Source organism: Polaromonas hydrogenivorans, from assembly GCF_040105105.1.
Taxonomy (GTDB): Bacteria; Pseudomonadota; Gammaproteobacteria; order Burkholderiales; family Burkholderiaceae_C; genus Polaromonas; species Polaromonas hydrogenivorans.
The window spans coordinates 86,798-107,881 of record NZ_CP157677.1; the positions used below are offsets into that span (position 1 = coordinate 86,798).

25 protein-coding genes are annotated in these 21,084 nt (G+C 62.7%); 23 read left to right on the forward strand and 2 right to left on the reverse strand.

The window, feature by feature from the left end; genetic code table 11:
- The first annotated feature begins 23 nt into the window (after nucleotides 1-23).
- From ABLV49_RS23085 to ABLV49_RS23195, 23 genes are all read left to right on the forward strand, one after another.
- Entirely contained in the window at nucleotides 24-1,022 is a 999-nt protein-coding gene (locus ABLV49_RS23085; RefSeq protein ID WP_349282720.1) for a phenol hydroxylase, read from the forward strand.
- Nucleotides 1,023-1,054: 32 nt separating this feature from the next.
- Nucleotides 1,055-1,324, forward strand: a complete 270-nt coding sequence (locus tag ABLV49_RS23090; RefSeq protein ID WP_349282722.1) for an MmoB/DmpM family protein — start codon at nucleotides 1,055-1,057, stop codon at nucleotides 1,322-1,324.
- 25 nt (nucleotides 1,325-1,349) lie between these two features.
- Complete coding sequence (locus tag ABLV49_RS23095; RefSeq protein WP_349282724.1) at nucleotides 1,350-2,909, forward strand: aromatic/alkene/methane monooxygenase hydroxylase/oxygenase subunit alpha; 1,560 nt, start codon at nucleotides 1,350-1,352, stop codon at nucleotides 2,907-2,909.
- Entirely contained in the window at nucleotides 2,906-3,262 is a 357-nt protein-coding gene (locus ABLV49_RS23100; RefSeq protein ID WP_349282726.1) for a phenol hydroxylase subunit P4, read from the forward strand. Before ABLV49_RS23095 ends, ABLV49_RS23100 begins: the two co-directional genes overlap by 4 nt.
- 17 nt (nucleotides 3,263-3,279) lie before the next feature.
- Nucleotides 3,280-4,344: an NADH:ubiquinone reductase (Na(+)-transporting) subunit F gene (locus ABLV49_RS23105; RefSeq protein WP_349282727.1), complete on the forward strand. Its 1,065-nt coding sequence runs from the start codon at nucleotides 3,280-3,282 to the stop codon at nucleotides 4,342-4,344.
- An 11-nt stretch (nucleotides 4,345-4,355) separates the two neighbouring features.
- Complete coding sequence (locus ABLV49_RS23110; RefSeq protein ID WP_349282729.1) at nucleotides 4,356-4,703, forward strand: 2Fe-2S iron-sulfur cluster binding domain-containing protein; 348 nt, start codon at nucleotides 4,356-4,358, stop codon at nucleotides 4,701-4,703.
- Nucleotides 4,704-4,728: 25 nt separating this feature from the next.
- Nucleotides 4,729-5,673 carry a catechol 2,3-dioxygenase gene (locus ABLV49_RS23115; RefSeq protein WP_349282731.1) on the forward strand — a complete coding sequence of 315 codons (945 nt, stop codon included), beginning with the start codon at nucleotides 4,729-4,731 and terminating at the stop codon, nucleotides 5,671-5,673.
- 95 nt (nucleotides 5,674-5,768) lie between these two features.
- Nucleotides 5,769-6,644, forward strand: coding sequence for a SphA family protein (locus ABLV49_RS23120; protein WP_349282733.1), 876 nt, complete (start codon nucleotides 5,769-5,771; stop codon nucleotides 6,642-6,644).
- A 2-nt stretch (nucleotides 6,645-6,646) separates the two neighbouring features.
- On the forward strand, nucleotides 6,647-7,099 hold the full coding sequence (locus ABLV49_RS23125; RefSeq protein WP_349282735.1) for a GlcG/HbpS family heme-binding protein: 453 nt from the start codon (nucleotides 6,647-6,649) through the stop codon (nucleotides 7,097-7,099).
- 46 nt (nucleotides 7,100-7,145) lie between these two features.
- Nucleotides 7,146-8,606, forward strand: coding sequence for a 2-hydroxymuconic semialdehyde dehydrogenase (locus tag ABLV49_RS23130; protein ID WP_349282737.1), 1,461 nt, complete (start codon nucleotides 7,146-7,148; stop codon nucleotides 8,604-8,606).
- 11 nt (nucleotides 8,607-8,617) lie between these two features.
- Nucleotides 8,618-9,457 carry an alpha/beta fold hydrolase gene (locus ABLV49_RS23135; RefSeq protein ID WP_349282739.1) on the forward strand — a complete coding sequence of 280 codons (840 nt, stop codon included), beginning with the start codon at nucleotides 8,618-8,620 and terminating at the stop codon, nucleotides 9,455-9,457.
- Between the two features lie 119 nt (nucleotides 9,458-9,576).
- Entirely contained in the window at nucleotides 9,577-10,359 is a 783-nt protein-coding gene (dmpE, locus tag ABLV49_RS23140) for a 2-oxopent-4-enoate hydratase (RefSeq protein WP_349282741.1), read from the forward strand.
- 12 nt (nucleotides 10,360-10,371) lie between these two features.
- Entirely contained in the window at nucleotides 10,372-10,962 is a 591-nt protein-coding gene (locus tag ABLV49_RS23145; RefSeq protein WP_349282743.1) for an antibiotic biosynthesis monooxygenase, read from the forward strand.
- Nucleotides 10,963-10,974: 12 nt separating this feature from the next.
- Nucleotides 10,975-11,769: an SDR family NAD(P)-dependent oxidoreductase gene (locus ABLV49_RS23150; protein ID WP_349282745.1), complete on the forward strand. Its 795-nt coding sequence runs from the start codon at nucleotides 10,975-10,977 to the stop codon at nucleotides 11,767-11,769.
- Nucleotides 11,770-11,790: 21 nt separating this feature from the next.
- Entirely contained in the window at nucleotides 11,791-12,711 is a 921-nt protein-coding gene (locus ABLV49_RS23155) for an acetaldehyde dehydrogenase (acetylating) (protein ID WP_349282747.1), read from the forward strand.
- 16 nt (nucleotides 12,712-12,727) lie between these two features.
- The gene (dmpG, locus tag ABLV49_RS23160) at nucleotides 12,728-13,771 is read left to right on the forward strand and encodes a 4-hydroxy-2-oxovalerate aldolase (protein ID WP_349282749.1); all 1,044 of its coding nucleotides are present in this window, start codon (nucleotides 12,728-12,730) and stop codon (nucleotides 13,769-13,771) included.
- Nucleotides 13,768-14,556: a 2-oxo-3-hexenedioate decarboxylase gene (gene dmpH, locus ABLV49_RS23165; protein ID WP_349282750.1), complete on the forward strand. Its 789-nt coding sequence runs from the start codon at nucleotides 13,768-13,770 to the stop codon at nucleotides 14,554-14,556. Before dmpG ends, dmpH begins: the two co-directional genes overlap by 4 nt.
- 20 nt (nucleotides 14,557-14,576) lie before the next feature.
- Nucleotides 14,577-14,789 carry a 2-hydroxymuconate tautomerase gene (locus ABLV49_RS23170; RefSeq protein WP_349282766.1) on the forward strand — a complete coding sequence of 71 codons (213 nt, stop codon included), beginning with the start codon at nucleotides 14,577-14,579 and terminating at the stop codon, nucleotides 14,787-14,789.
- 296 nt (nucleotides 14,790-15,085) lie between these two features.
- Nucleotides 15,086-16,099, forward strand: a complete 1,014-nt coding sequence (locus ABLV49_RS23175; RefSeq protein WP_349282753.1) for a tyrosine-type recombinase/integrase — start codon at nucleotides 15,086-15,088, stop codon at nucleotides 16,097-16,099.
- A 6-nt stretch (nucleotides 16,100-16,105) separates the two neighbouring features.
- A complete protein-coding gene (locus ABLV49_RS23180) occupies nucleotides 16,106-17,008 on the forward strand; it encodes a hypothetical protein (protein ID WP_349282755.1) in 903 nt (300 codons plus the stop codon).
- Nucleotides 17,008-17,268 (forward strand): hypothetical protein, encoded by a 261-nt coding sequence (locus ABLV49_RS23185; RefSeq protein ID WP_349282477.1) that lies wholly within the window; start codon nucleotides 17,008-17,010, stop codon nucleotides 17,266-17,268. The genes ABLV49_RS23180 and ABLV49_RS23185 overlap by 1 nt, the downstream gene beginning before the upstream one ends.
- Nucleotides 17,269-17,373: 105 nt before the next feature.
- Nucleotides 17,374-17,889 (forward strand): transposase, encoded by a 516-nt coding sequence (locus tag ABLV49_RS23190; RefSeq protein ID WP_349282479.1) that lies wholly within the window; start codon nucleotides 17,374-17,376, stop codon nucleotides 17,887-17,889.
- Nucleotides 17,886-18,758 (forward strand): DDE-type integrase/transposase/recombinase, encoded by an 873-nt coding sequence (locus ABLV49_RS23195; protein WP_349282480.1) that lies wholly within the window; start codon nucleotides 17,886-17,888, stop codon nucleotides 18,756-18,758. The genes ABLV49_RS23190 and ABLV49_RS23195 overlap by 4 nt, the downstream gene beginning before the upstream one ends.
- A 721-nt stretch (nucleotides 18,759-19,479) precedes the next feature.
- Here ABLV49_RS23195 and ABLV49_RS23200 read toward each other — a convergent pair.
- Both ABLV49_RS23200 and ABLV49_RS23205 read right to left on the reverse strand, forming a co-directional pair.
- Nucleotides 19,480-20,556, reverse strand: a complete 1,077-nt coding sequence (locus ABLV49_RS23200; protein ID WP_349276567.1) for an IS3 family transposase — start codon at nucleotides 20,554-20,556, stop codon at nucleotides 19,480-19,482.
- The gene (locus ABLV49_RS23205; protein ID WP_349279284.1) at nucleotides 20,553-21,068 is read right to left on the reverse strand and encodes a transposase; all 516 of its coding nucleotides are present in this window, start codon (nucleotides 21,066-21,068) and stop codon (nucleotides 20,553-20,555) included. The genes ABLV49_RS23200 and ABLV49_RS23205 overlap by 4 nt, the downstream gene beginning before the upstream one ends.
- Nucleotides 21,069-21,084 lie beyond the last annotated feature (16 nt).

Consider the following 21,084-nt stretch of genomic DNA (forward strand, 5'->3'; position numbering starts at 1 on the left):
CTTTTCAAAAAAGGATAGTTCCCATGTCTGTAGATCTCCATACCCGTGAAATCAAGCCCTTGCGCAACACTTTTACGCATACCGCGCAATACGTGGGCAATGACAAGCCGGCCTCGCGCTACCAGGAAGCCACCTTGGGCACACAGCCGACAGCCAACTTCCACTACCGCCCGACCTGGGATCCGGCGCATGAAATCTTTGACGCCTCCCGCTCGGCCATCAAGCTGGCCGACTGGAACGCGCTGCGCGACCCGCGCCAGTATTACTACGGCACCTGGACCATGGCACGGGCGCGCCAGCAAGATGCGATCGAGGCGAGCTACGAATTTGTGGATTCCCGTGGCCTGGTCGCCAAGATGCTAGATACCGTGCGCGCCAAGACCTGTGAAGTGCTGATGCCGCTGCGCCACGTGGCCTGGGGCGGCAACATGAACAATGCCTCGATTGGCGCTTATGGCTACGGCACGCCGTTCACAGCACCGGCCATGTTTCACGCCATGGACCAGCTGGGCGCTGCGCAGTTCATCACCCGCCTGGGCCTGGCGCTGGATGAACCCGGCGTGCTGCAGGCTGGCAAGAACGACTGGCTGACCGATGCACGCTGGCAGCCGCTGCGCCATTACGTCGAGGACACACTGGTATTGCAGGACCCGTTTGAACTGTTCATTGCCCAGAACTTCGCCCTGGATGGCCAGCTCTATCCGCTGATCTTTGGCAGCTTTGTCGATGACCACATCGTGCCGCAGGGCGGCACGGCAGTCGCCATGCTCACCGCCTTCATACCCGAGTGGCACAACGAAAGCGCACGCTGGATCGACGCCGTGCTCAAGGTGGCCGCAGCCGAATCTTCGGACAACAAGCAACTGATTGCAGGCTGGGTCAAGCGCTGGGCCGATCGCGCGCAGACCGCACTCGCACCGGTGGCCGAACTCGCACTGGGCGAACAGGGTTCGCAGGCGCTGCAGGAGGCGCGCACCAGCCTCGACCTGCGCGGCAAAAAAGTTGGCATCGCGCTCGCCTGAGCGCTCACAACAAAATCAAAGGAGACACACCCATGTCCAATGTATTCATTGCCTTTCAGGACAACGAAGATTCGCGTCCCATCATCGAGGCGATTCTGGCCGACAACGCCAATGCGCAAGCCAGCTACCCCACCGGTCTGGTCAAGATCGTTGCGCCCGACAGCCTGGTGATTCGCCGCGCAAGCATTGAGGAGCTGATCGGCCGCTCCTTCAACCTGCAGCAGATCCAAGTCAATCTCGTCACGCTCTCGGGCCGCATCGACGAAGACGACGACCAGTTCTCGCTGAGCTGGACACATTGAACCCCACCCCACCAGGACACAAAAAATGGACACCCCTGTCATCAAGAAAAAGCTCGGTCTGAAGGACCGCTACGCCGCCATGACGCGCGACCTCGCCTGGGACACCACCTACCAGCCGATGGACAAGGTCTTCCCGTATGACAAATACGAAGGCATCAAGATCCACGACTGGGACAAATGGGAAGACCCGTTTCGTCTGACCATGGACGCCTACTGGAAGTACCAGGGCGAAAAAGAGAAAAAGCTGTATGCGGTGATCGAGGCCTTCGCCCAGAACAACGGCCAGCTGGGCATCACCGATGCACGCTACGTGAATGCGCTCAAGCTGTTTCTGACCGGTGTCACGCCGCTGGAGTATTACGCCTACCGCGGCTTCGCCCATGCCGGTCGCCAGTTTACCGGTGCCGGTGCCCGCGTGGCTTGCCAGATGCAGTCGATTGACGAGTTGCGCCACCACCAGACCGAAACGCATGCGCTGAGCCACTACAACAAATACTTCAACGGCCTGCACAGCCCGCAACACATGTTTGATCGTGTGTGGTACCTGTCGGTACCCAAATCGTTCTTTGAAGATGCGTATACCGGGGGGCCGTTCGAGTTTCTCACCGCAGTGAGCTTCTCGTTTGAATATGTATTGACCAACCTGTTGTTCGTGCCATTCATGTCGGGCGCGGCGCACAACGGCGACATGTCCACCGTGACCTTTGGCTTCAGCGCGCAGTCCGACGAGTCGCGCCATATGACGCTGGGCATCGAGTGCATCAAGTTCATGCTGGAGCAGGACCCCGACAACGTGCCCATCGTGCAGGGCTGGATCGACAAATGGTTCTGGCGCGGCTACCGCCTGCTGAGCATCGTGGCCATGATGCAGGACTACATGCTGCCCAAGCGCGTGATGAGCTGGCGCGAGAGCTGGGAAATGTACGTGGAAGACAACGGCGAAGCCCTGTTCAAGGACCTGGCCCGCTACGGCATCCGCAAGCCCAAGGGCTGGATACAGGCTTGCGAAGGCAAGGACCACATCAGCCACCAGACCTTCGCCGTGTTTTACAACTACAGCGCCGCAGCCGCCCTGCATACCTGGATTCCGAAGGAGGAAGAAATGGCCTGGCTGTCGGAGAAGTACCCCGAGACCTTCGACCAGGTTTACAAGCCGCGATGGGACTACTGGCGCGAGCAGGCCGACAAGGGCAACCGCTTCTACCAGAAGACCCTGCCCATGCTGTGCCAGACCTGCCAGATTCCCATGATCTTCACCGAGCCGGGGGATGCCACCAAGATCTCCTACCGCGAGTCCGACTACCTGGGCAACAAGTACCACTGCTGCAGCGACCACTGCAAGGAAATCTTTGACAACGAGCCCGAGAAGTATGTACAGGCCTGGCTGCCGCCTCAGCAGGTTTATCAGGGCAACTGCTTCAAGCCCGATGCCGATCCCACCCAGGAAGGCTTTGATCCGCTGCTGGCCGTGCTGGATTACTACAACCTGAAGGTCGGCAGCGACAACTTCGACTTTGACGGTTCGGAAGACCAGAAGAACTTTGCCGCCTGGCGCGGCGATTCCACAGAAGGAGCACAAAAATGAGCGTCGTCGCCCTCAAACCCTACAGCTTTCCCGCCAAGGACGTGCGGGAAAACTTCCCCGCCCCGCTGTTGTTCATCGGCTGGGACGATCACCTGATGTTTGGCTCACCCGTTGCGTTGCCCCTGCCACCCGACACACCGTTTGGCGCGCTGGGCACGGCGGTGCTGCCCGGCATCTATGGCTACCACCCGGACTTTGCCCGGATCGACTGGGACAAGGTCGAGTGGCTGAAGTCGGGCCAGCCCTGGACACCCGATCCGGCCAAGTCGCTGGCCGAAAACGGTTTGAAGCACAAGGACGTGATCCGCTTTCGCACCCCTGGACTGAGCGGCATCAACGGATCGTGTAATTAAGTGGGAATGAGCAGACCATGAGTTATCAACTGACCATTGAGCCACTGGGCGCGACCATCGAGGTCGAAGAGGGCCAGACACTGCTGGACGCAGCACTGCGCCAAGGTATCTACATTCCGCACGCCTGCGGACACGGCCTGTGCGGCACCTGCAAGGTGCAGGTGTGTGACGGTGAGGTGGATCATGGTCATGCCAATCCGTTCGCCCTGATGGACTTCGAGCGTGATGCCGGCAAAACGCTGGCCTGCTGTGCCACGCTGCAAAGCGATGGCACTATCGAGGCTGACATCGATGAGGATCCGGATGCGCAAATGATCCCGGTGCGCGACTTTCTCACCACGGTGTCGCGCATCGAGCACCTGACGCCCACCATCAAGGGCATCTTTCTCAAGCTCGACCAGCCGATGCATTTTCAGGCGGGCCAGTACGTACAGGTGGTGATTCCTGGCATCGAAGGCGGCCGGGCGTTTTCCATTGCCAATGCACCCGTGCAAGTGCAAGCCAGCGGTGAGATCGAGTTGAACGTTCGCATCGTTGCTGGCGGTGCGGCCACCACGTGGCTGCATCAGAACCTCGCCGTGGGCAATCGGCTGCAGATCTCCGGACCCTATGGCCGCTTTTTTGTGCGCAAGTCCACCCAGGTGCCGACGATCTTCATGGCGGGCGGATCGGGTTTGTCGAGTCCCCGTGCCATGCTTCATGACCTGCTGGAAGACAAGAGCCTGCACCCCATGACTCTGCTGTACGGGCAACGCACGCGTGAAGAGCTGTATTACGACGACGAGTTTCGCGCGCTTGCCGCCCAGTACCCGCACTTCACCTATGTGCCTACGCTGTCGGGTGAACCGGAAGGATCGGATTGGGCCGGCGCACGCGGCTTTGTGCACGACGTGGCCAAGGCCCACTTTGGTGGAACCTTTTCCGGCCACCAGGCCTATCTGTGCGGGCCGCCCGTGATGATCGAGGCTTGCATCGCCACCCTGATGCAGGGGCGCTTGTACGAGCGCGACATTTACACCGAGAAGTTCCTCTCGGCAGCCGACACCAATCAGCAGCGCAGTCCCCTGTTCAAGCGGGTTTGAAGGGTATCACGATGTTCTTCGACACCCGTCCCAAGGTCAGCGTGCATGTCATGCAAACCGACGAGACCTATGCATGCGCCACCAGCGAGAGCCTGCTGCAAGGCATGTTGCGCCTGGGTCGCAAGGGCATTCCGGTGGGCTGCGTCAACGGCGGTTGTGGCGTCTGCAAGGTTCACGTTCTGGAGGGGCAATGCCAGGCGCTGGGCCCCATCAGCCGCGCGCACGTCAGTGCCGCAGAGGAAGCACACGGATTCACCCTGGCCTGCCGTGTAGCGCCCCTCACCCCGGTTCGGCTGGAGGTGGTAGGGAAGTTTGAAAAGCCATTTCGCAAGGGGTTTGCCACCAAGGCAAATTCCTGATCATTCCAACCAAGAGGAGACTTCAATGGGTATTTCACGAATCGGTCACGTCAACCTGCGGGTGATGGACATGGCAGCCGCACTCAAGCACTATGAAAAGGTGCTGGGCATGAAAAAAACGATGGAGGATAAGCACGGCAACGTGTACCTCAAGTGCTGGGACGAGTGGGACAAATACTCCCTGATGCTGAGCCCGTCCGACCAGGCCGGCATGAACCATGTCGCCTACAAGGTCGAGAACGATGCCAACCTGGACGATCTGCAAAAGAAGATCGAAGCCTACGGCATCACCACCACATCACTGCCAGAAGGCACGCTGCCCTCGACCGGACGCATGCTGCAGTTCAACCTGCCCAGCGGCCACGAAATGCGGCTTTATGCGATGAAGGAATACGTCGGCACCGAAGTCGGCTCCACCAATCCCGATCCCTGGCCCGACAACATCACGGGAGCGGGTGCGCACTGGCTGGACCACTGCTTGCTAATGTGCGAACTCAACCCCGAAACCGGCATCAACAAGGTGGCCGAAAACACCAAATTCGTGATGGAGGTGCTCGACTTCTTCCTGACCGAGCAGGTCTTGGTCGGCCCTGACGGCGACATGCAGGCGGCCACCTGGCTGGCACGCACCACCACGCCGCACGACATCGCCTTTGTCGGCGGGCCGCGCATGGGACTGCACCACATTGCGTACTTCCTGGACTCGTGGCACGACATCTTGAAGTCGGCTGACGTGATGGCCAAGACCAAGACCCGGATCGATGTGACACCCACCCGCCACGGCATCACGCGCGGCGAGACGATTTATTTCTTTGATCCCAGTGGCAACCGCAACGAGACCTTCGCGGGCCTGGGCTACCTGGCTCAGCGCGACCGGCCGGTGACCACCTGGACGGAAGAGCACATGGGTAGCGGTATTTTTTACCACACGGGTGAGATGGTGCCGTCGTTCACCGAGGTGTACACCTGAGCGATTGCGTCATGGGCTTCCCGCGCCCATGACGGCGTTGGTGCGGTGCAGGCCCTCAGGTCTTGCTTCATCCATTTGGAAATTAATAACAAGTCATGAAAAAAATCATTTTTGCCGCGGCCCTGGCCGCCAGCCTGGGTGCGCACGCCGGTGGTCATTACGTGCCCGGGGTCGAAGGCATTCAGGCCGCCAGCGTGCCGCCCCCCGGGGCCTACTACCTCGGTTACCTGGTGGACTACAACATTGACCAGTTCAAGGCGCCGGGCACCCGCAACGACTTGCCCGGCCACAACAGCGGCACCGTGGTTGCGCTGGCCAACCGGTTCGTCTGGATTTCAAACCACAAATTTGCGGGCGCAGATTTCGGCATGGAGGCGATTGTTCCGGTGATCGGCACGTCCTTGACGATCAATGCGGCGTCCATCTCGGAAACCCGGACGGGCCTCGGCGATGTTTACCTCGGCCCTCTGGTTCTGGGCTGGCACGGTTCCAACTGGGATGCGGTGGCTTCTGCCGGCCTCTGGCTCGACAGCGCATCAAACTCAACACCCGTGGCACCCGGCAAAGGATTCAAGTCGACGATGCTGACGGCTGGCGCCACCTACTACTTCGACGCCAGCAAGACCATTTCCGGCTCCGCCCTGATGCGTTTCGAGACCAACTCTAAAAAGTCTGGCGGCTTCAAGCCGGGCAACCAAGCCACGCTGGAGTGGGGCATTGCGAAGGTGATGGGGCCGGTGCAGGTGGGCGTGGTGGGCTACGACCAGGTGCAGGTCAGCAACGACAGCGGCGTGGGCGCCTCCAGCAACAAGTCGTCGCGCCATGCCATTGGCGCCGAGGTTGTGATGCCCATCATAAGCGCTGGCGTGTTCCTAAAGGCAGCGGCCTACAAGGAATACCGATCCGAGGCCGGTACCGGGGTAGAGCCCCGTGGCAACCTGCTGCGGTTCACCTTCGTCAAGGCATTTTGAGCATGACACCGGAGGCGACAACACCCGCAGCCAGTGTCGTGCTGCACACCATTGACGCACAGGCGGCGCATCGGGCCGTGGGCGAGGCGGTGCAGGCCGCACAGGCCATGGGCGTGCGCGTCAATGTGGCGGTGGTGGACGCTTCCGGCGTGCTGGCGGCTTTCCTGCGCATGCCCGGTGCGCCGCTGCATTCGGTGGAGATTGCGATCGACAAGGCCTACACCGCCGTCAGCTTCGGCCTGGCGACGAGCCAGTGGAACGAGGCACTGCAGCAGCATTCTGTCGCCGTGCGTGAAGGCCTCGTGCGCCGACCGCGTTTTGTCGCCTTTGGCGGCGGCTTGCCGGTAATGGAGAACGGGCAGCGCATTGGCGGCATTGGCGTTTCCGGCGGTTCCGAGCAGGAGGATGAAGCTTGCGCGCGCGCCGGACTGGCCGCCATCGGATTAACGGCCTGAGGACGTACGGCACAAACCCAACAGCACTTCAAGCGAGGAAAAAAGTATGAAACAGATTCAAAACTTCATCAACGGCGAGTACGTCACCAACGTCAGCGGAAAGACCTATGAAAAGCGCAACCCGGTCGACAACAGTCTCATCGGGATGGTCCACGAAGCCGGACAGCCCGAAGTGGACGCGGCAGTGGCCGCCGCCCGCGCAGCCCTGCACGGACCCTGGGGCAAGCTCTCGGTGGTAGAGCGCTGCGCCATGCTCGACGGCCTGGTGGCCGAGATCAACCACCGATTTGATGACTTCCTGCAAGCCGAAATCGCCGACACCGGCAAACCCGCCCACCTGGCCTCGCACATCGACATCCCGCGCGGCGCCGCCAACTTCAAGATATTCACCGACACCATCAAGAACGTCTCGACCGAATCCTTCGAGATGCGCACCCCGGACGGCAAAACCGCCCGAAGCTACGGCGTGCGCACCCCGCGCGGCGTCATTGCCATCATCTGCCCGTGGAACCTGCCGCTGCTGCTGATGACCTGGAAATGCGGCCCGGCCATGGCCTGCGGCAACACCGTGGTGGTCAAGCCCTCGGAAGCCACTCCCAGCACCGCCACCTTGTTGGGCGAAGTCATGAACAAGGTCGGCGTCCCCCCGGGTGTCTACAACGTCGTCAACGGCTTTGGCGTCAACTCTGCTGGCTCCTTCCTGACCGCCCACCAAGGGGTCAACGGCATCACCTTCACCGGCGAAACCAAAACCGGCACGGCCATCATGAAAGCCGGCGCCGACGGCATCCGGCCGGTATCGCTCGAACTCGGTGGCAAGAACGCGGCGGTGGTGTTTGCAGACTGCGACTTCCAAAACGCCGTCAACACCGTTACCCGCTCGGTCTTTGAAAACGCCGGCCAGGTCTGCTTGGGCACCGAGCGTGTTTATGTGGAACGTCCTATTTTTGACAAGTTCGTGGCCGCCCTGAAAGTCAAGGCCGAGGGCATGAAACCCGGACGCCCGTTTGACCATGACACCAAAATTGGCCCGCTGGTTAGCAAAATTCACCAAAAAAAGGTGTTGTCTTATTACGCAAAAGCCAAAGCGGAAGGTGCCAACATTGTCTTTGGTGGCGGCGTGCCCGACATGCCCGAAGACTTGAAGGACGGCTGTTGGGTGCAGCCCACCATCTGGACCGGCCTGCCCGAAACCGCCTCGGTCGTGCGTGAAGAAATCTTCGGCCCCTGCTGCCATATCCAGCCCTTTGACACCGAAGAAGAAGCCGTGCGCATGGCCAATGACACCCAGTATGGCCTGGCCACCTCCATCTACACCCAGGACATCAGCCGTGCCAGCCGCCTGGCCACGCAGATCGAAGTGGGCCTGTGCTGGATCAACAGCTGGTTCCTGCGCGACCTGCGCACCCCGTTCGGCGGCTCCAAGCAGTCCGGTATCGGGCGCGAAGGCGGCGTGCATTCGCTCGAGTTCTACACCGAACTGCGCAACGTGATGATCAAGTATTGAAAGACAGAACCATGACTCAGAATCCTGAAATCGGCCAATCCATCCTTGCCAATGGCGTCAATACCAACTACCACGATGTCGGCTCCGGTTTTCCGGTGTTGATGATCCATGGCTCCGGCCCGGGCGTCAGCGCCTGGGCCAACTGGCGCCTGACCATTCCGGCGCTGGCCGCTCAGCGCCGTGTGATTGCGCCGGACATGGTGGGTTTTGGCTTCAGCGAGCGGCCTGCGGGTATCCGTTATGGCCTGGACTCCTGGGTGGCGCAGGCGATCGGCCTGCTTGATGCGCTCAAGATTGAGCGTGCCGACCTCATTGGCAACTCGTTCGGTGGCGCGTTGGCGCTGGCCCTGGCGATTCGCCATCCGACACGGGTCCGGCGCCTGGTGCTGATGGGTGCGGCGGGCGTGTCGTTCCCGATCACGCCCGGTCTGGATGCCGTCTGGGGCTACACGCCGTCGATTGCGAACATGCGCAAATTGCTCGATGTCTTTGCCTTTGACCGCACGCTGATGAGTGATGAACTGGCCGAGCTGCGTTACAGGGCCAGCATCCAGCCCGGCTTTCAGGAAGCGTTCTCGGCGATGTTTCCGGCGCCACGGCAAAACGGTGTGGAGGCATTGGCCAGCCGGGAAGAAGACATCCGCGCGCTGCCGCACGAAACACTGGTGGTCCATGGCCGCGAGGATCAGGTGCTGCCCCTGTCGAACTCCCTGACCCTAGCGCAATGGATTTCCCGTTCGCAATTGCATGTCTTTGGTCGCTGCGGCCACTGGACGCAAATCGAACACGCGGCACGCTTTGCCCAACTGGTCGGGAATTTCCTGGCCGAGGCGGATGCGCTGGAGGCTTGAGGTTCCGCCTGAATTGCTATTTTTTTAATAGCTTATTACGTAGAACAGGCATGCGCTAGAGGCCTGAAACGTATAAAAACTGCCATTTTCTTCATTCAACTGACAGGATTTATTGACCTATGGACGCCAAACTGATCGAAACCCTGGGCGACGAGTTGTTCCACGCCATGAGCACGCAAACCGTGGTCGAGCCGCTGACCAACCGCCACCCCGACATCACCATCGAGCACGCGTACCACATCCAGCAGCGCATGCTCTCGCGCCGCCTGCAGGTCGGTGAGCGCATCGTCGGCAAAAAAATCGGCGTGACCTCGGCCGCGGTGATGAACATGCTGGGCGTCTACCAGCCCGACTTTGGTTACCTGCTCGACGGCATGATCTACAACGAAGGCCAGTCGGTGGACGCCAGCACGCTGATCCAGCCCAAGGCCGAGGGCGAGATTGCCTTTATCCTGAAGAAAGACCTGATGGGCCCCGGCATCAGCAACGCCGACGTGCTGGCCGCCACAGAATGCGTGATGCCGTGCTTCGAGATCGTCGATTCGCGCATCCGCGACTGGAAGATCAAGATCCAGGACACCGTGGCCGACAACGCCTCCTGCGGCGTGTTCGTGCTGGGCAACTGCGCGGTGGACCCGCGTCGCATCGACCTGGCCACCTGCGGCATGGTGCTGGAGAAAAACGGTGAGATCATCGGCACCGGCGCTGGCGCTGCCGCACTGGGCTCGCCCGTGAATGCCGTCGCCTGGCTGGCCAACACGCTCGGGCGTTTGGGCATTGGCCTGAAGGCGGGCGAGGTCATTTTGTCGGGCGCGCTGGCGGCCATGTCACCGGCCAAGGCGGGCGACAACTTCCGCGTGTCGATTGGCGGCATGGGCAGTTGCTCGGTGCGCTTTCACTAAGGCGAAACGGCCATGTCCACGACGGTACTTGATACCCCCACTGGCGCCGTCACGGTGCTGGTCACGCGTCGCGTCAAGGCCGGGCACGAGACGGCGTTCGAGCAAGCGTCGGGCGACATGACGGCTGCTGCCCGTGCGTTCCCGGGTTACCTGGGCGGGCAGCTGGTGCGCCCGGATACCGAGGGTGGCAGCGAGGATCCCAGCCTGTACCACGTGGTGTTCGCGTTTGACACCGCCCACCACCTGCAGGGCTGGCAACAGTCGCCTGCCCGCTCCCTCGGGCTGGCGTCGATTGCGCAGCATATCGAGGGCCAGACACTGCGTCCGGTCAGCGGCCTGGGGCACTGGTTTGCCGCGCCGGTTGGCCCCCAACAGAATCCGCCGCCGCGCTGGAAAGTCGCGGTCGTCACCAGGTTGGGCATTTGCCCCACGGTGTATGTGCTGTTCTTGCTGCTCGGCGCACTGCTGGCGCCGTGGCCCTTGCTGCCCCGGGTGATGTTGCTGACCGCGCTGGTGGTCCTCATCATGACCTGGGCGGTGGCGCCCCAACTCACGCAATTACTCAAGCCCTGGCTGTACCCGGCCATGCGCAGCAAAACTTGACAAGGAACAAAGATGGATCTTCAACTCACAGGCAAGCGGGCACTGGTCACGGGCTCCACGTCCGGCATCGGCTGGGCCACGGCGCGCGAACTGGCGGCCGAGGGCGCACATGTCCTCATCAACGGACGCGACCCGGCCCGGCTGGCCAGCGCGGTGGCACGCATTCAGGCCGAACTCCCGGGCGCCACGATTGACGGCGTGCAGGCCGATCTGTCCTGCGCTGCCGGTTGCCAGCGCTTGCTGGACGCCGCATGCGAGGTGGACCTGCTGATCAACAACCTCGGCATCTTCGAGCCCAAGGCGTTCGAGCAGATTGGCGATGACGACTGGCAGCGCTTTTTCGAAGTCAACGTGCTCAGCGGTGTCCGCCTGTCGCGCCACCACCTGCCGCGCATGAAGGCGCGTGGCTGGGGCCGCATTGTTTTTATCTCCAGCGAGTCGGGCATCTGCCCACCCGCCGAGATGGTGCAGTACGGCATGACGAAGTCGGCCCAGCTGTCAGTCTCGCGCGGGCTGGCCGAAACCTGTGTCGGCACCGGCGTCACGGTCAATGCCGTGCTGCCCGGCCCCACGCGCACCGAAGGCGTGGGGGCGTTCTTTGCCACGCTGGCGCGTGACGCGGGGCAGACGCTGGCCGAGGCCGAGCGTGACTTTTTCAAATACGCGCGCCCGACCTCGCTGCTGCAACGCTTTATCGAACCGGCCGAAGTCGCGGCCATGGTCACCTATGTCTGCAGCCCGCGCGCGGCCGCCACCAACGGCGCAGCACTGCGCGTTGAAGGCGGCGTGGTGCGCACCCTGATCTGAATTTCAACTGACGGAGCTTTCATGAAAAAAATCAAATGTGCCCTGATAGGGCCTGGCAACATCGGCACCGACCTGCTGGCCAAACTGCTACGCAGCCCGGTACTCGAACCCGTGTGGATGGTGGGCATCGACCCCGAATCGGACGGCCTCAAGCGTGCCCGCGAAATGGGCATCAAGACCACTTCGGAAGGTGTGGATGGGCTGCTGCCCCACGTGCTGGCCGACGGCGTGCAAATTGCCTTTGACGCCACCAGCGCCTACGTGCATGCCGAAAACTCGCGCAAGCTCAACGCGCTGGGCGTGATGATGATCGACCTGACGCCAGCGGCCATTGGCCCGTTCTGCGTGCCGCCGGTGAACCTGATGGAACACCTGGGCCAGGGCGAGATGAACGTCAACATGGTGACCTGCGGTGGCCAGGCCACCATCCCGATGGTGGCAGCGGTCAGCCGCGTGCAGCCCGTTGCTTATGGTGAAATCGTGGCCACCGTGTCCAGCCGCTCGGTCGGCCCGGGCACACGCAAGAACATTGACGAGTTCACCCGCACCACTGCAGCCGCGGTCGAAAAAGTGGGCGGTGCCAGAAAAGGCAAGGCCATCATCATCATCAACCCGGCAGAGCCCGCCATGATGATGCGCGACACCGTGCATTGCCTGCTGGACACCGAGCCGGACCAGGCCGCCATTACCGCATCCATCCACAAGATGATTGCCGAGGTGCAGAAATACGTGCCGGGCTACAAGCTGGTGAACGGTCCGGTGTTTGACGGCAAACGCGTCTCGGTGTTTCTGGAGGTGGAAGGCCTGGGCGACTACCTGCCCAAGTACGCCGGCAACCTGGACATCATGACCGCCGCTGCTGCGCGCACGGCAGAAATGTTTGCCCAAGAAATCCTCGCCGGCACGCTCACCCTGAGCCCCCCTGAAGCCGCTACCGTCTGATCCCCTGGAGAAAATCATGAATTTGCAAGGCAAAAAAGTTACCGTTCACGACATGACCCTGCGTGACGGCATGCACCCCAAGCGCCACCTGATGACGCTCGATCAGATGAAAACCATCGCCTGCGGGCTGGACGCGGCCGGCGTTCCGCTGATCGAAGTCACCCACGGCGACGGCCTGGGCGGCTCATCGGTGAACTACGGCTTTCCAGCGCATACCGATGAGGAATACCTGGGTGCCGTGATCCCCTTGATGAAGCAGGCCAAGGTCTCTGCGCTGCTGCTGCCCGGCATCGGCACGGTGGATCATTTGCTGATGGCCAAAGACCTGGGCGTGGGCACCATCCGCGTGGCCACGCATTGCACCGAGGCCGATGTGTCGGAGCAGCACATCAGCAAGGCGCGTGCCCTGGACATGGACACCGTGGGCTTTTTGATGATGGCGCACATGGCCAGCCCGGAAAAGCTGGTCACGCAGGCCCGGCTGATGGAGAGTTATGGCGCCAACTGCATTTACGTCACCGACTCCGCAGGCTACATGCTGCCAGACGACGTGCGCACCCGCCTGGGTGCGGTGCGCGCCGCACTGAAGCCGGGCACAGAGTTGGGCTTTCATGGCCATCACAACATGGCCATGGGTGTGGCCAATTCGATTGCCGCCATCGAGGCCGGTGCCAACCGCATTGACGCCGCAGCCGCAGGGCTGGGTGCCGGTGCCGGCAACACGCCCATGGAAGTGTTTGTGGCCGTGTGCGCGCGCATGGGCATCGAGACCGGCGTTGATGTGTTCAAGATCCAGGACGTGGCCGAAGACCTGGTGGTGCCGATGATGGACCACGTCATCCGCATCGACCGCGACTCGCTCACGCTGGGCTACGCCGGGGTGTACTCGTCCTTCTTGCTGTTTGCCAAGCGGGCCGAGCAAAAGTATGGCGTCTCGGCGCGCGACATTCTGGTGGAGATGGGCCGGCGTGGGATGGTCGGCGGCCAGGAAGACATGATCGAAGACACCGCCATGACCATGGCACGCGAACGCAAAAACTCAAGCAAGGTAGCAGCATGAAACTCGATAGCAACACCATTCAGGCACTGGCCGAGCACCTGGAAAACTGCGAACTGCAGGCGCATGACACGACCAAGGTCACCGAAGAGTACCCCGGCATGGATTGGGACGATGCCTACGCCATCCAGGATGAAATCCGTCGCCGCAAGGTCGCGCGCGGCAGCCGCATCATCGGCCTCAAAGCGGGCCTGACCTCGCACGCCAAGATGAAGCAGATGGGTGTGACGACGCCGGTGTTCGGCTTTATGGCCGACTACTACGCCGTGCCCGATGGCGGCGAGTGCAGGGTGAGTGAGTTGATCCATCCCAAGGTAGAGCCCGAAATCGCCTTCGTCACCAAGACCGAGCTGCGCGGTCCCGGCTGTCATATCGGCGCGGTGCTGGCGGCCACCGATTTCGTGATGCCCGGCATCGAGGTCATCGACAGCCGCTACCGCGACTTCAAGTTCGACTTGAAAAGCGTGGTGGCCGACAACACCTCGGCCGCACGCTTTGTGGTCGGTGGCCAGCCCATGAATGTGAGCGGCGTGGATTTGGGCACCGTGGGCATCGTGCTGGAAAAAAACGGCGTGCCGGTGGCCTTTGGTGCCGGCGCTGCGGTGCTCGGCCATCCAGCCGCTGCCATTGCCATGCTGGCAAATCACCTGGCCGAACGCGGCGAGTGCATCCCTGCCGGTACTTTGATCTTGTCGGGCGGCATTACGGAGGCGGTGTCGGTGGCTGCTGGCGACAACGTGACGCTGCGCGTGCAGGGGATGGGCAGCACCAGCATCCGCTTCGTCTAAGCCGTCTTCATCAATCCCTAATAGTCGTCAGGAAAGCACACATGCCATTCGCGCAAATTTACATGATGGAAGGCCGCACCGAAGAGCAAAAGCGGGCAGTGATTGAAAAAGTGAGTGCCGCGCTGGTCGAGGCGACTGGCGCTCCGATTGCCAACGTGCGCGTCTGGATTCAGGACGTGCCCAAGGAGAACTGGGGTATTGCCGGTGTCAGCGCCAAGGACATGGGGCGCTGACCACGCCGTTTTTGCACCGTATTGGCTCTGCCCGACCTCCCTGCTCCCGCTTGAGGCGAGAGATGAAGATGAGGGGGAAACCATGAGGTGGTGGCCAGGATTGCATTTACAACAAACCCCTACCCAATACTAATCTCCCCCCTGCCCGACCTCCCCGCCCCCGCCTTGAGGAGGAGCGAAGGGGGAATGAGGAAAACCAAAGTCGGGCTTCGCTTTTCAAGAGAGGGTTGGCATGGGGCGGGTATGATTTGTGGGTGGGTTTGTTGTAAATGCAATTTTTATCGAGGAGCCATCGGATGCTTGATGTGACCGCTTCGGACCCCGACGCGTTCTTTGCGTCCTGGCAGGCCGCCCGGCTGGCGAGAGCAGACCTCAAACCCATGGGCGCGGCCGGCCTGGCCCAGGCTGGTCTGGTCTGGCGCCACTGGCTGGCGTTTTGCACGGTGCACAGCATTGCCTGGGACGCGGCGCGCAGCCTTGATGTCGCCCGGTTCTGCGAGAGCATCGGCCCGCGCTCCTCCTTGAAGAAAACCTCGCCCGTCACGCGGCGGCGCTACTGGCGCGTGCTGCGCGACCTGTACGCGCATGCGCTGGCGGGCAACCTCGTCGCCGCCAACCCGGCCGAGGGCGCCCAGCCGCCGGCCACCGAGCGCGTGCCCTCGCTGGCGCTGCCTCTTCCCATGTGGACGGCGCTCAACGAAGGCCTGTATGAAGGGTTTCCCGGCGGCGACGACTTCAAGGCCCGGCGCAACCGCCTGGCGCTGCTGCTGATGATGCGCGCCGCGCTCACGGTGCGCGAGCTCATCGGCTTGACGCTGGACTGCGCCCAGCCTTGTCCGGAGCCGGCCGGGTCGCCTGCCGGGCCGGCGCTTTTGTACACCCTGCGCGTGCGCAAGGCCAGAGGCGGACATGAACGCACCTTGCAGCTCGATCCGGAGACCAGCCGGGCGCTGCACACCTGGCTCGAGGTGCGCCCGGTGGGCCTTCCTGCCCTGCACCCGGGCAGCCGCCTGATCGTGGGCGACCGCATTGGCCGGGCCATTGCGCCCAACGGCCTGTACAACATCTGCCAGGCGCACCTGGCGCACTGCCTGGTCCAAGCGGGCTTGCTGGCTGCCCCAATGCCCCACGCTACCGTCGACCCGGGCGCTCTGGCCCACATGGGGCCCAACACGCTGCGCAACACCTGCATCGCACTGTGGTTCAATGCCGGCGTGCCTTTGCAAGAGATCCAGCGCCGTTGCGGCTTCAAGGACGCCAGCGTCATGAGCCGTCTGGGCGCGCACCTGGCCAGCCCTTTTCCGCTCTGAATCGCCATGATGCATCCACCGCAAAACCAAAGGGGCAATAGCGCGGGGCTACAGCACCTGTGGTTTCAGGTGTGCGCCTCGCGCGGCACGCCCGCGCCCGATCCGGCCCAGTGCAGGCGCCTCTTGCTGGACCTGGGTGACCAGGAGCGCGGCATGCTCGAAAGCGTCTTGAGCCTGGCCGCGCAGGGCCGGGAAAAGCCGGGCGACCTGAGCTTGATCAGCTGGGCCGCAGCCTGCACGCGCCCTGCCCTGCTGGGTCAGCTCCAAAGCCATGGCTTGGCGTTCACCAGTGCTGGCCTGTTTGCCTGCGGCATGGCGCTCAAGCAAGAGGGCTGGGACATGCAGCCGCGCCTCGCGCAGCTGGCAAGCAACCCCGCAGACGTAACCACGCTGCGCGCCTGGCTGCCCGCCGCGGGGCCGGAGGAGCCGGGCCAACCTCAAGCGCAGGCGCTGGCCGCGCCCTGGCGGCCGGAAGATGCTGCTCTGGCCGAGGCGGTTTTCCCCTGGCCAGACGATGACCGGAATGATGGCCCGCCAGGTGGCCAGGCGCCAGGCTGGAATGGGGAGCCCATGGTGGACGTGCCGGCCTCGACCGCCTCTTATCCCTTGGCGGCCCTGCCCGTGCTGCCAACCCGCCTTGAGCGCCAGCGGCCCGATGCGTTCCCCGGCGCCTCTGACGCGATCAAGGCCGAGCGCCCCATGAAGGAAAGCCGGCTGCGCCTGTTCGGCAAGTCGGCCGCGCACACGCTGGAGATCACCGCCCACCGCCGGGGCGGGGACTTCATGGGCGTGCACGTGGTCAGCATCGATTCGGCCCATGCGCTGGCAACTAGCGGTGGCTACGACTGGCAGCGCAAGCTGGTGATCCAGCTCACGCCCGAGGAAATGCCCGCAGTCATCGCCACCTGATGGGCCTCACGCCCTCGGTGCGCTTCGGCAACCACGGCGCCGACCGCAGCAAGTTTGTCGAGCTGCGCCGCCAGGCGGGCGGCCTGGTGCTCGTCACGGGCGAGCATGCGGCCGTCTACCCGGTGCCCGTGCCCGCCGCTACCGTCTACTACGTGCTGGACCTGTTTTGCCGGGCCATGGCCATGAGTCTGGAGGTTGATAAGCCCGGGCGCAGCGTCTCGGACGTGCTCATGCTGGTCAAGAGCGCGCACGGATTTTGACAGCCATCGGGCCATGCACAACCTGGCTCCAGGCAATACCCCCCGGTGTCAGAATTGTTGTCGCCTCCGATTTTCCGCGGGTTATCCGCACCGGAGCGACATTTCATGCACAGAAAACCTCATTCACATCACTCCCCCGAATTCAAGGAGCAGGCGCTTCTCAAAGCGCGGCATCGCGGTACGCGTTCAATTCTGAGCATTGCCAGCGAGCTGAACATGTCTCCTGGCACCCTCAAGAGATGGGTGCTGGATTCAGCCAAGGCTGGCGAACAGGCACCCGGCGAGACAAGCCCTGCGCTGGACGGACCTGCAGCGGCCTGGTCACCCGCACAGCGCCTGACGGCCTTGCAGGAAAGCTACCCATTGAATGGCTCAGCCCTGGCGGGATGGTGCCGCGAGCATGGCGTCTTCGAGCACCAGCTGACGCAGTGGCGCGAAGAGTTTTGCACGCCTGCCGTACCCGCCTCGCGCGAGGCGAGCAGCGCCTTTCGAGAGCTGCAGCGCCAGCACGAGCAACTCCAGCGTGAGCTCAGGCGCAAGGAGAAAGCGCTGGCCGAGGTGGCTGCACTGCTGGTGCTGCAAAAAAACTTCCAGGCGCTGCTGGAGGGCGCGGACAAATGACGTCCGTCCAGCAGCGCCAAAAGTTGCTCGGCCTGATCGGCAAAGCCTGCGCCGACGGGGCGCGCTTGAAGCCGGCTTGCCGCCAGATCGGCCTGTCGTGCCGCAGCGTGCAGCGCTGGCAGCGCACGCAGGCTGCCGAGGGGGACCAGCGCCCTTCGGGCAAGCGGCGCTACGTTTGCCCGCCCAACAAGCTGCGCGAAGAAGAGCGCCAGGCCGTGATGGCCACGCTCAACAGCGAAGCATTCAAGGACTTGCCGCCCAGCCAGATCGTGCCGCGCCTGGCGGACCGCGGCGTCTATGTGGCCTCCGAGTCCACGATGTACCGCCTGCTGCGACAGGAGGGCCAGCTGGCCCATCGGCGCTCGGAACGCGCAGCGCAAAAGCGCAGCAAGCCGCGCGCCTTGGCCGCGACCGGGCCCGATCAGGTGTTCTGCTGGGATATCACCTATTTGCCCACCCAGGTGCGCGGCCAGCACTTCTACTTGTACCTGTTTGAGGATCTGTTCAGCCGCAAGATCGTCGGCTGGCAAGTGTTCGATTGCGAGAGTGCCGAGCTGGCCAGCCAGTTGCTGCGAGACATCTGCGCGCGGCAAAACATTCGCCCTGGCCAGCTGACGGTGCACTCGGACAATGGCGCGCCCATGAAAGGCGAAACCATGCTCGCCACCATGCAGCGCCTGGGCGTGGCCCACACGCGCAGCCGGCCGGCTGTCAGCAATGACAAGGACTACGTCGCATACTGCACCCCTTCCGTACGTTCAGGTGGAACCGTTGCCTCGAGACGCCGCTGCGAGAGCCTGGCTCCGGGCTTCTTGCGGGGAGCCAGGTCGCCTGGTGGTTCATACAAGGACTCATTCTTGTCGCTGTAGGCGTGGCCCCGCAAAAGGCCGCGCCGCAGCCAGATCTTGACAGTGTGGGTGGTGACGTGTAATGAGTCGGCCATTTCCTGCAGTGTCAACATTCCGCGCTCGCGCAATCGGTCGTATCGCGGTTTGAGATGGTAGTCGCGCGCCAAACGCGCGATCATCCGTGTATTGAATGCCGATCCCGCACCCGGCGCGAATCCACGAGCATTGAGAACGTCGGCGATCTGCGCAGTGGTGTGTTCGTCAAGCAAGCAGTCTATCTCCTGGACCACGGGAGTCGGCGTCACACGCTGCTGCCAAGAGCACTTGGGCAGTGGCAGATGCAGCGACTTGTGCGCACCACCCTTGAAGCGAATATGTAGGGTGATCTTGTCGTCACGATTCAAGGTTACGTCCTCCACCAGCAATCTGACCATGCGTTTGCGATCGCGATCGAGCGTACCCGGATCGTTCCATAGGCGTGGGAAGTCGGAGGCCAGTTGCAGGATCGCTTTGCGCTGCTCGTCGGTGAATATGCGTGCGTCTTCGTCTCGGCGACGGGTGTACTCCTCGCGTGCCTCGCCCAGCGCGCGCAGCTTCTCGTTCCAATCCGCCTCCAAGGTGTCGGCCACCAGCCGGTTGTCGGGATCAACGCGCATGTAGCGGCGCTGCGCCAGTTCGCATTCGTACTGTGCGCGTTCAACGCGGTGGCTGTCAAGGAAGTTGTCGCCTGAAGTGAAGTGAGTCAGGCTGTTTTTTGCTTGGATTCAGGCTCCTTGGTTTGTTGCTTGGTTTCTGGGTTGAGGTGCACGACATCGACATGCGCCCACTGGCGAGGCTGCCCTGACCAGCGCTGAGGATTTTCCTGGCGGGCCTGTTCATAGACGAGCGCGCGCTGCTCAAGCAGTGCCCGGTCCAGGCCGGCATGGCGCTGCGCCGGTGTCACGAAGCCAATGGCGCTGTGGCGATGCTCGTGGTTGTACCAATGGGCCAGCTCGGTGACCCAGCGCCTTGCGGCCAGCAGGTTCTCGAACGGCTTGACAGGCAGTTCGGGGCGGTACTTCAGCGTTCTGAACGCTGATTCGACGTACGGATTGTCATTGCTCACGGACGGACGGCTGCGCGTGTGCGCCACGCCCAGGCGCTGCATGGCCGCCAGCATGGTCTCGCCCTTCATGGGCGAGCCGTTGTCCGAATGCACCGTCAGCTGGCCCGGGCGAATGCCCTGGCTCTCACAGATGTCACGCAGCAACTGGCTGGCCAGCTCGGCGCTCTCGCAGTCAAACACCTGCCAGCCCACGATCTTGCGGCTGAACAAATCCTCGAACAGGTACAGGTAAAAGTGCTGGCCGCGCACCTGAGTGGGCAGATACGTGATATCCCAGCAGAACACCTGATCGGCTCCGGTGGCGGCAAGGGCGCGCGGCCGGCTTCGCTTTTGCGCTGCGCGCTCCGAGCGTCGATGGCCCAGTTGGCCCTGCTGTCGAAGTATTCGGTACATCGTGGACTCCGAGGCCACATAGACGCCGCGGTCGGCCAGGCGAGGCACGACTTGGCTCGGCGGCAAGTCCTTGAACGCTTCGCTGTTGAGCGTGGCCATCACCGCCTGGCGCTCGTCCTCGCGCAGCTTGTTGGGCGGGCACACATAGCGCCGCTTGCCCGAAGGACGCTGGTCGCCCTCGGCCGCCTGCGTGCGCTGCCAGCGCTGCACGCTACGGCAGGACAGCCCGATTTGATGGCAAGCCGGCTTCAAGCGCGCCCCGTCGGCGCAGGCCTTGCCGATCAGGCCGAGCAACTTTTGGCGCTGCTGGACGGACGTCATTTGTCCGCGCCCTCCAGCAGCGCCTGGAAGTTTTTTTGCAACACCAGCAAGGCGGCTACCTCGGCCAGCGCTTTTTCCTTGCGCCGCAATTCACGCTGGAGCTGCTCGTGCTGACGCTGGAGTTCTCGAAAGGCACCCGTTGCCTCGCGCGAGGCGGGCGCGACCGGGGTGCAAAACTCTTCGCGCCACTGCACCAACTGGTGCTCGAACACACCACGCTCGCGGCACCACGCCGCCAGTGCCGGGCCATTGAATGCGTAGCTTTCCTGCAGAGCCCTCAGGCGCTGCGATGGCGACCAAGATGCAGCCGGGCCGTCCAGCGCAGGGCTTGTCTCCCCGAGTGCCTGTTCGCCGGCCTTGGCCGAGTCCAGCACCCATCGCTTGAGGGTGCCGGCAGACATGTTCAGCTCGCTGGCAAGGCTCAGAATTGAACGCGCGCCGCGATGGCGGGCTTTGAGCAGTGCCTGCTCCTTGAATTCGGTGGAGTGATGGGAATGAGGTTTTCTGTGCATGAAATGTCGCTTGCGC

Bases quoted from the DNA above. Each gene is read 5' to 3' on its own strand.
- ABLV49_RS23085 (WP_349282720.1), top strand. From the start codon at position 24: ATGTCTGTAGATCTCCATACCCGTGAAATCAAGCCCTTGCGCAACACT.
- ABLV49_RS23090 (WP_349282722.1), top strand. From the start codon at position 1,055: ATGTCCAATGTATTCATTGCCTTTCAGGACAACGAAGATTCGCGTCCC.
- ABLV49_RS23095 (WP_349282724.1), top strand. From the start codon at position 1,350: ATGGACACCCCTGTCATCAAGAAAAAGCTCGGTCTGAAGGACCGCTAC.
- ABLV49_RS23100 (WP_349282726.1), top strand. From the start codon at position 2,906: ATGAGCGTCGTCGCCCTCAAACCCTACAGCTTTCCCGCCAAGGACGTG.
- ABLV49_RS23105 (WP_349282727.1), top strand. From the start codon at position 3,280: ATGAGTTATCAACTGACCATTGAGCCACTGGGCGCGACCATCGAGGTC.
- ABLV49_RS23110 (WP_349282729.1), top strand. From the start codon at position 4,356: ATGTTCTTCGACACCCGTCCCAAGGTCAGCGTGCATGTCATGCAAACC.
- ABLV49_RS23115 (WP_349282731.1), top strand. From the start codon at position 4,729: ATGGGTATTTCACGAATCGGTCACGTCAACCTGCGGGTGATGGACATG.
- ABLV49_RS23120 (WP_349282733.1), top strand. From the start codon at position 5,769: ATGAAAAAAATCATTTTTGCCGCGGCCCTGGCCGCCAGCCTGGGTGCG.
- ABLV49_RS23125 (WP_349282735.1), top strand. From the start codon at position 6,647: ATGACACCGGAGGCGACAACACCCGCAGCCAGTGTCGTGCTGCACACC.
- ABLV49_RS23130 (WP_349282737.1), top strand. From the start codon at position 7,146: ATGAAACAGATTCAAAACTTCATCAACGGCGAGTACGTCACCAACGTC.
- ABLV49_RS23135 (WP_349282739.1), top strand. From the start codon at position 8,618: ATGACTCAGAATCCTGAAATCGGCCAATCCATCCTTGCCAATGGCGTC.
- dmpE (WP_349282741.1), top strand. From the start codon at position 9,577: ATGGACGCCAAACTGATCGAAACCCTGGGCGACGAGTTGTTCCACGCC.
- ABLV49_RS23145 (WP_349282743.1), top strand. From the start codon at position 10,372: ATGTCCACGACGGTACTTGATACCCCCACTGGCGCCGTCACGGTGCTG.
- ABLV49_RS23150 (WP_349282745.1), top strand. From the start codon at position 10,975: ATGGATCTTCAACTCACAGGCAAGCGGGCACTGGTCACGGGCTCCACG.
- ABLV49_RS23155 (WP_349282747.1), top strand. From the start codon at position 11,791: ATGAAAAAAATCAAATGTGCCCTGATAGGGCCTGGCAACATCGGCACC.
- dmpG (WP_349282749.1), top strand. From the start codon at position 12,728: ATGAATTTGCAAGGCAAAAAAGTTACCGTTCACGACATGACCCTGCGT.
- dmpH (WP_349282750.1), top strand. From the start codon at position 13,768: ATGAAACTCGATAGCAACACCATTCAGGCACTGGCCGAGCACCTGGAA.
- ABLV49_RS23175 (WP_349282753.1), top strand. From the start codon at position 15,086: ATGCTTGATGTGACCGCTTCGGACCCCGACGCGTTCTTTGCGTCCTGG.
- ABLV49_RS23180 (WP_349282755.1), top strand. From the start codon at position 16,106: ATGATGCATCCACCGCAAAACCAAAGGGGCAATAGCGCGGGGCTACAG.
- ABLV49_RS23185 (WP_349282477.1), top strand. From the start codon at position 17,008: ATGGGCCTCACGCCCTCGGTGCGCTTCGGCAACCACGGCGCCGACCGC.
- ABLV49_RS23190 (WP_349282479.1), top strand. From the start codon at position 17,374: ATGCACAGAAAACCTCATTCACATCACTCCCCCGAATTCAAGGAGCAG.
- ABLV49_RS23195 (WP_349282480.1), top strand. From the start codon at position 17,886: ATGACGTCCGTCCAGCAGCGCCAAAAGTTGCTCGGCCTGATCGGCAAA.
- ABLV49_RS23200 (WP_349276567.1), bottom strand. From the start codon at position 20,556: ATGACGTCCGTCCAGCAGCGCCAAAAGTTGCTCGGCCTGATCGGCAAG.
- ABLV49_RS23205 (WP_349279284.1), bottom strand. From the start codon at position 21,068: ATGCACAGAAAACCTCATTCCCATCACTCCACCGAATTCAAGGAGCAG.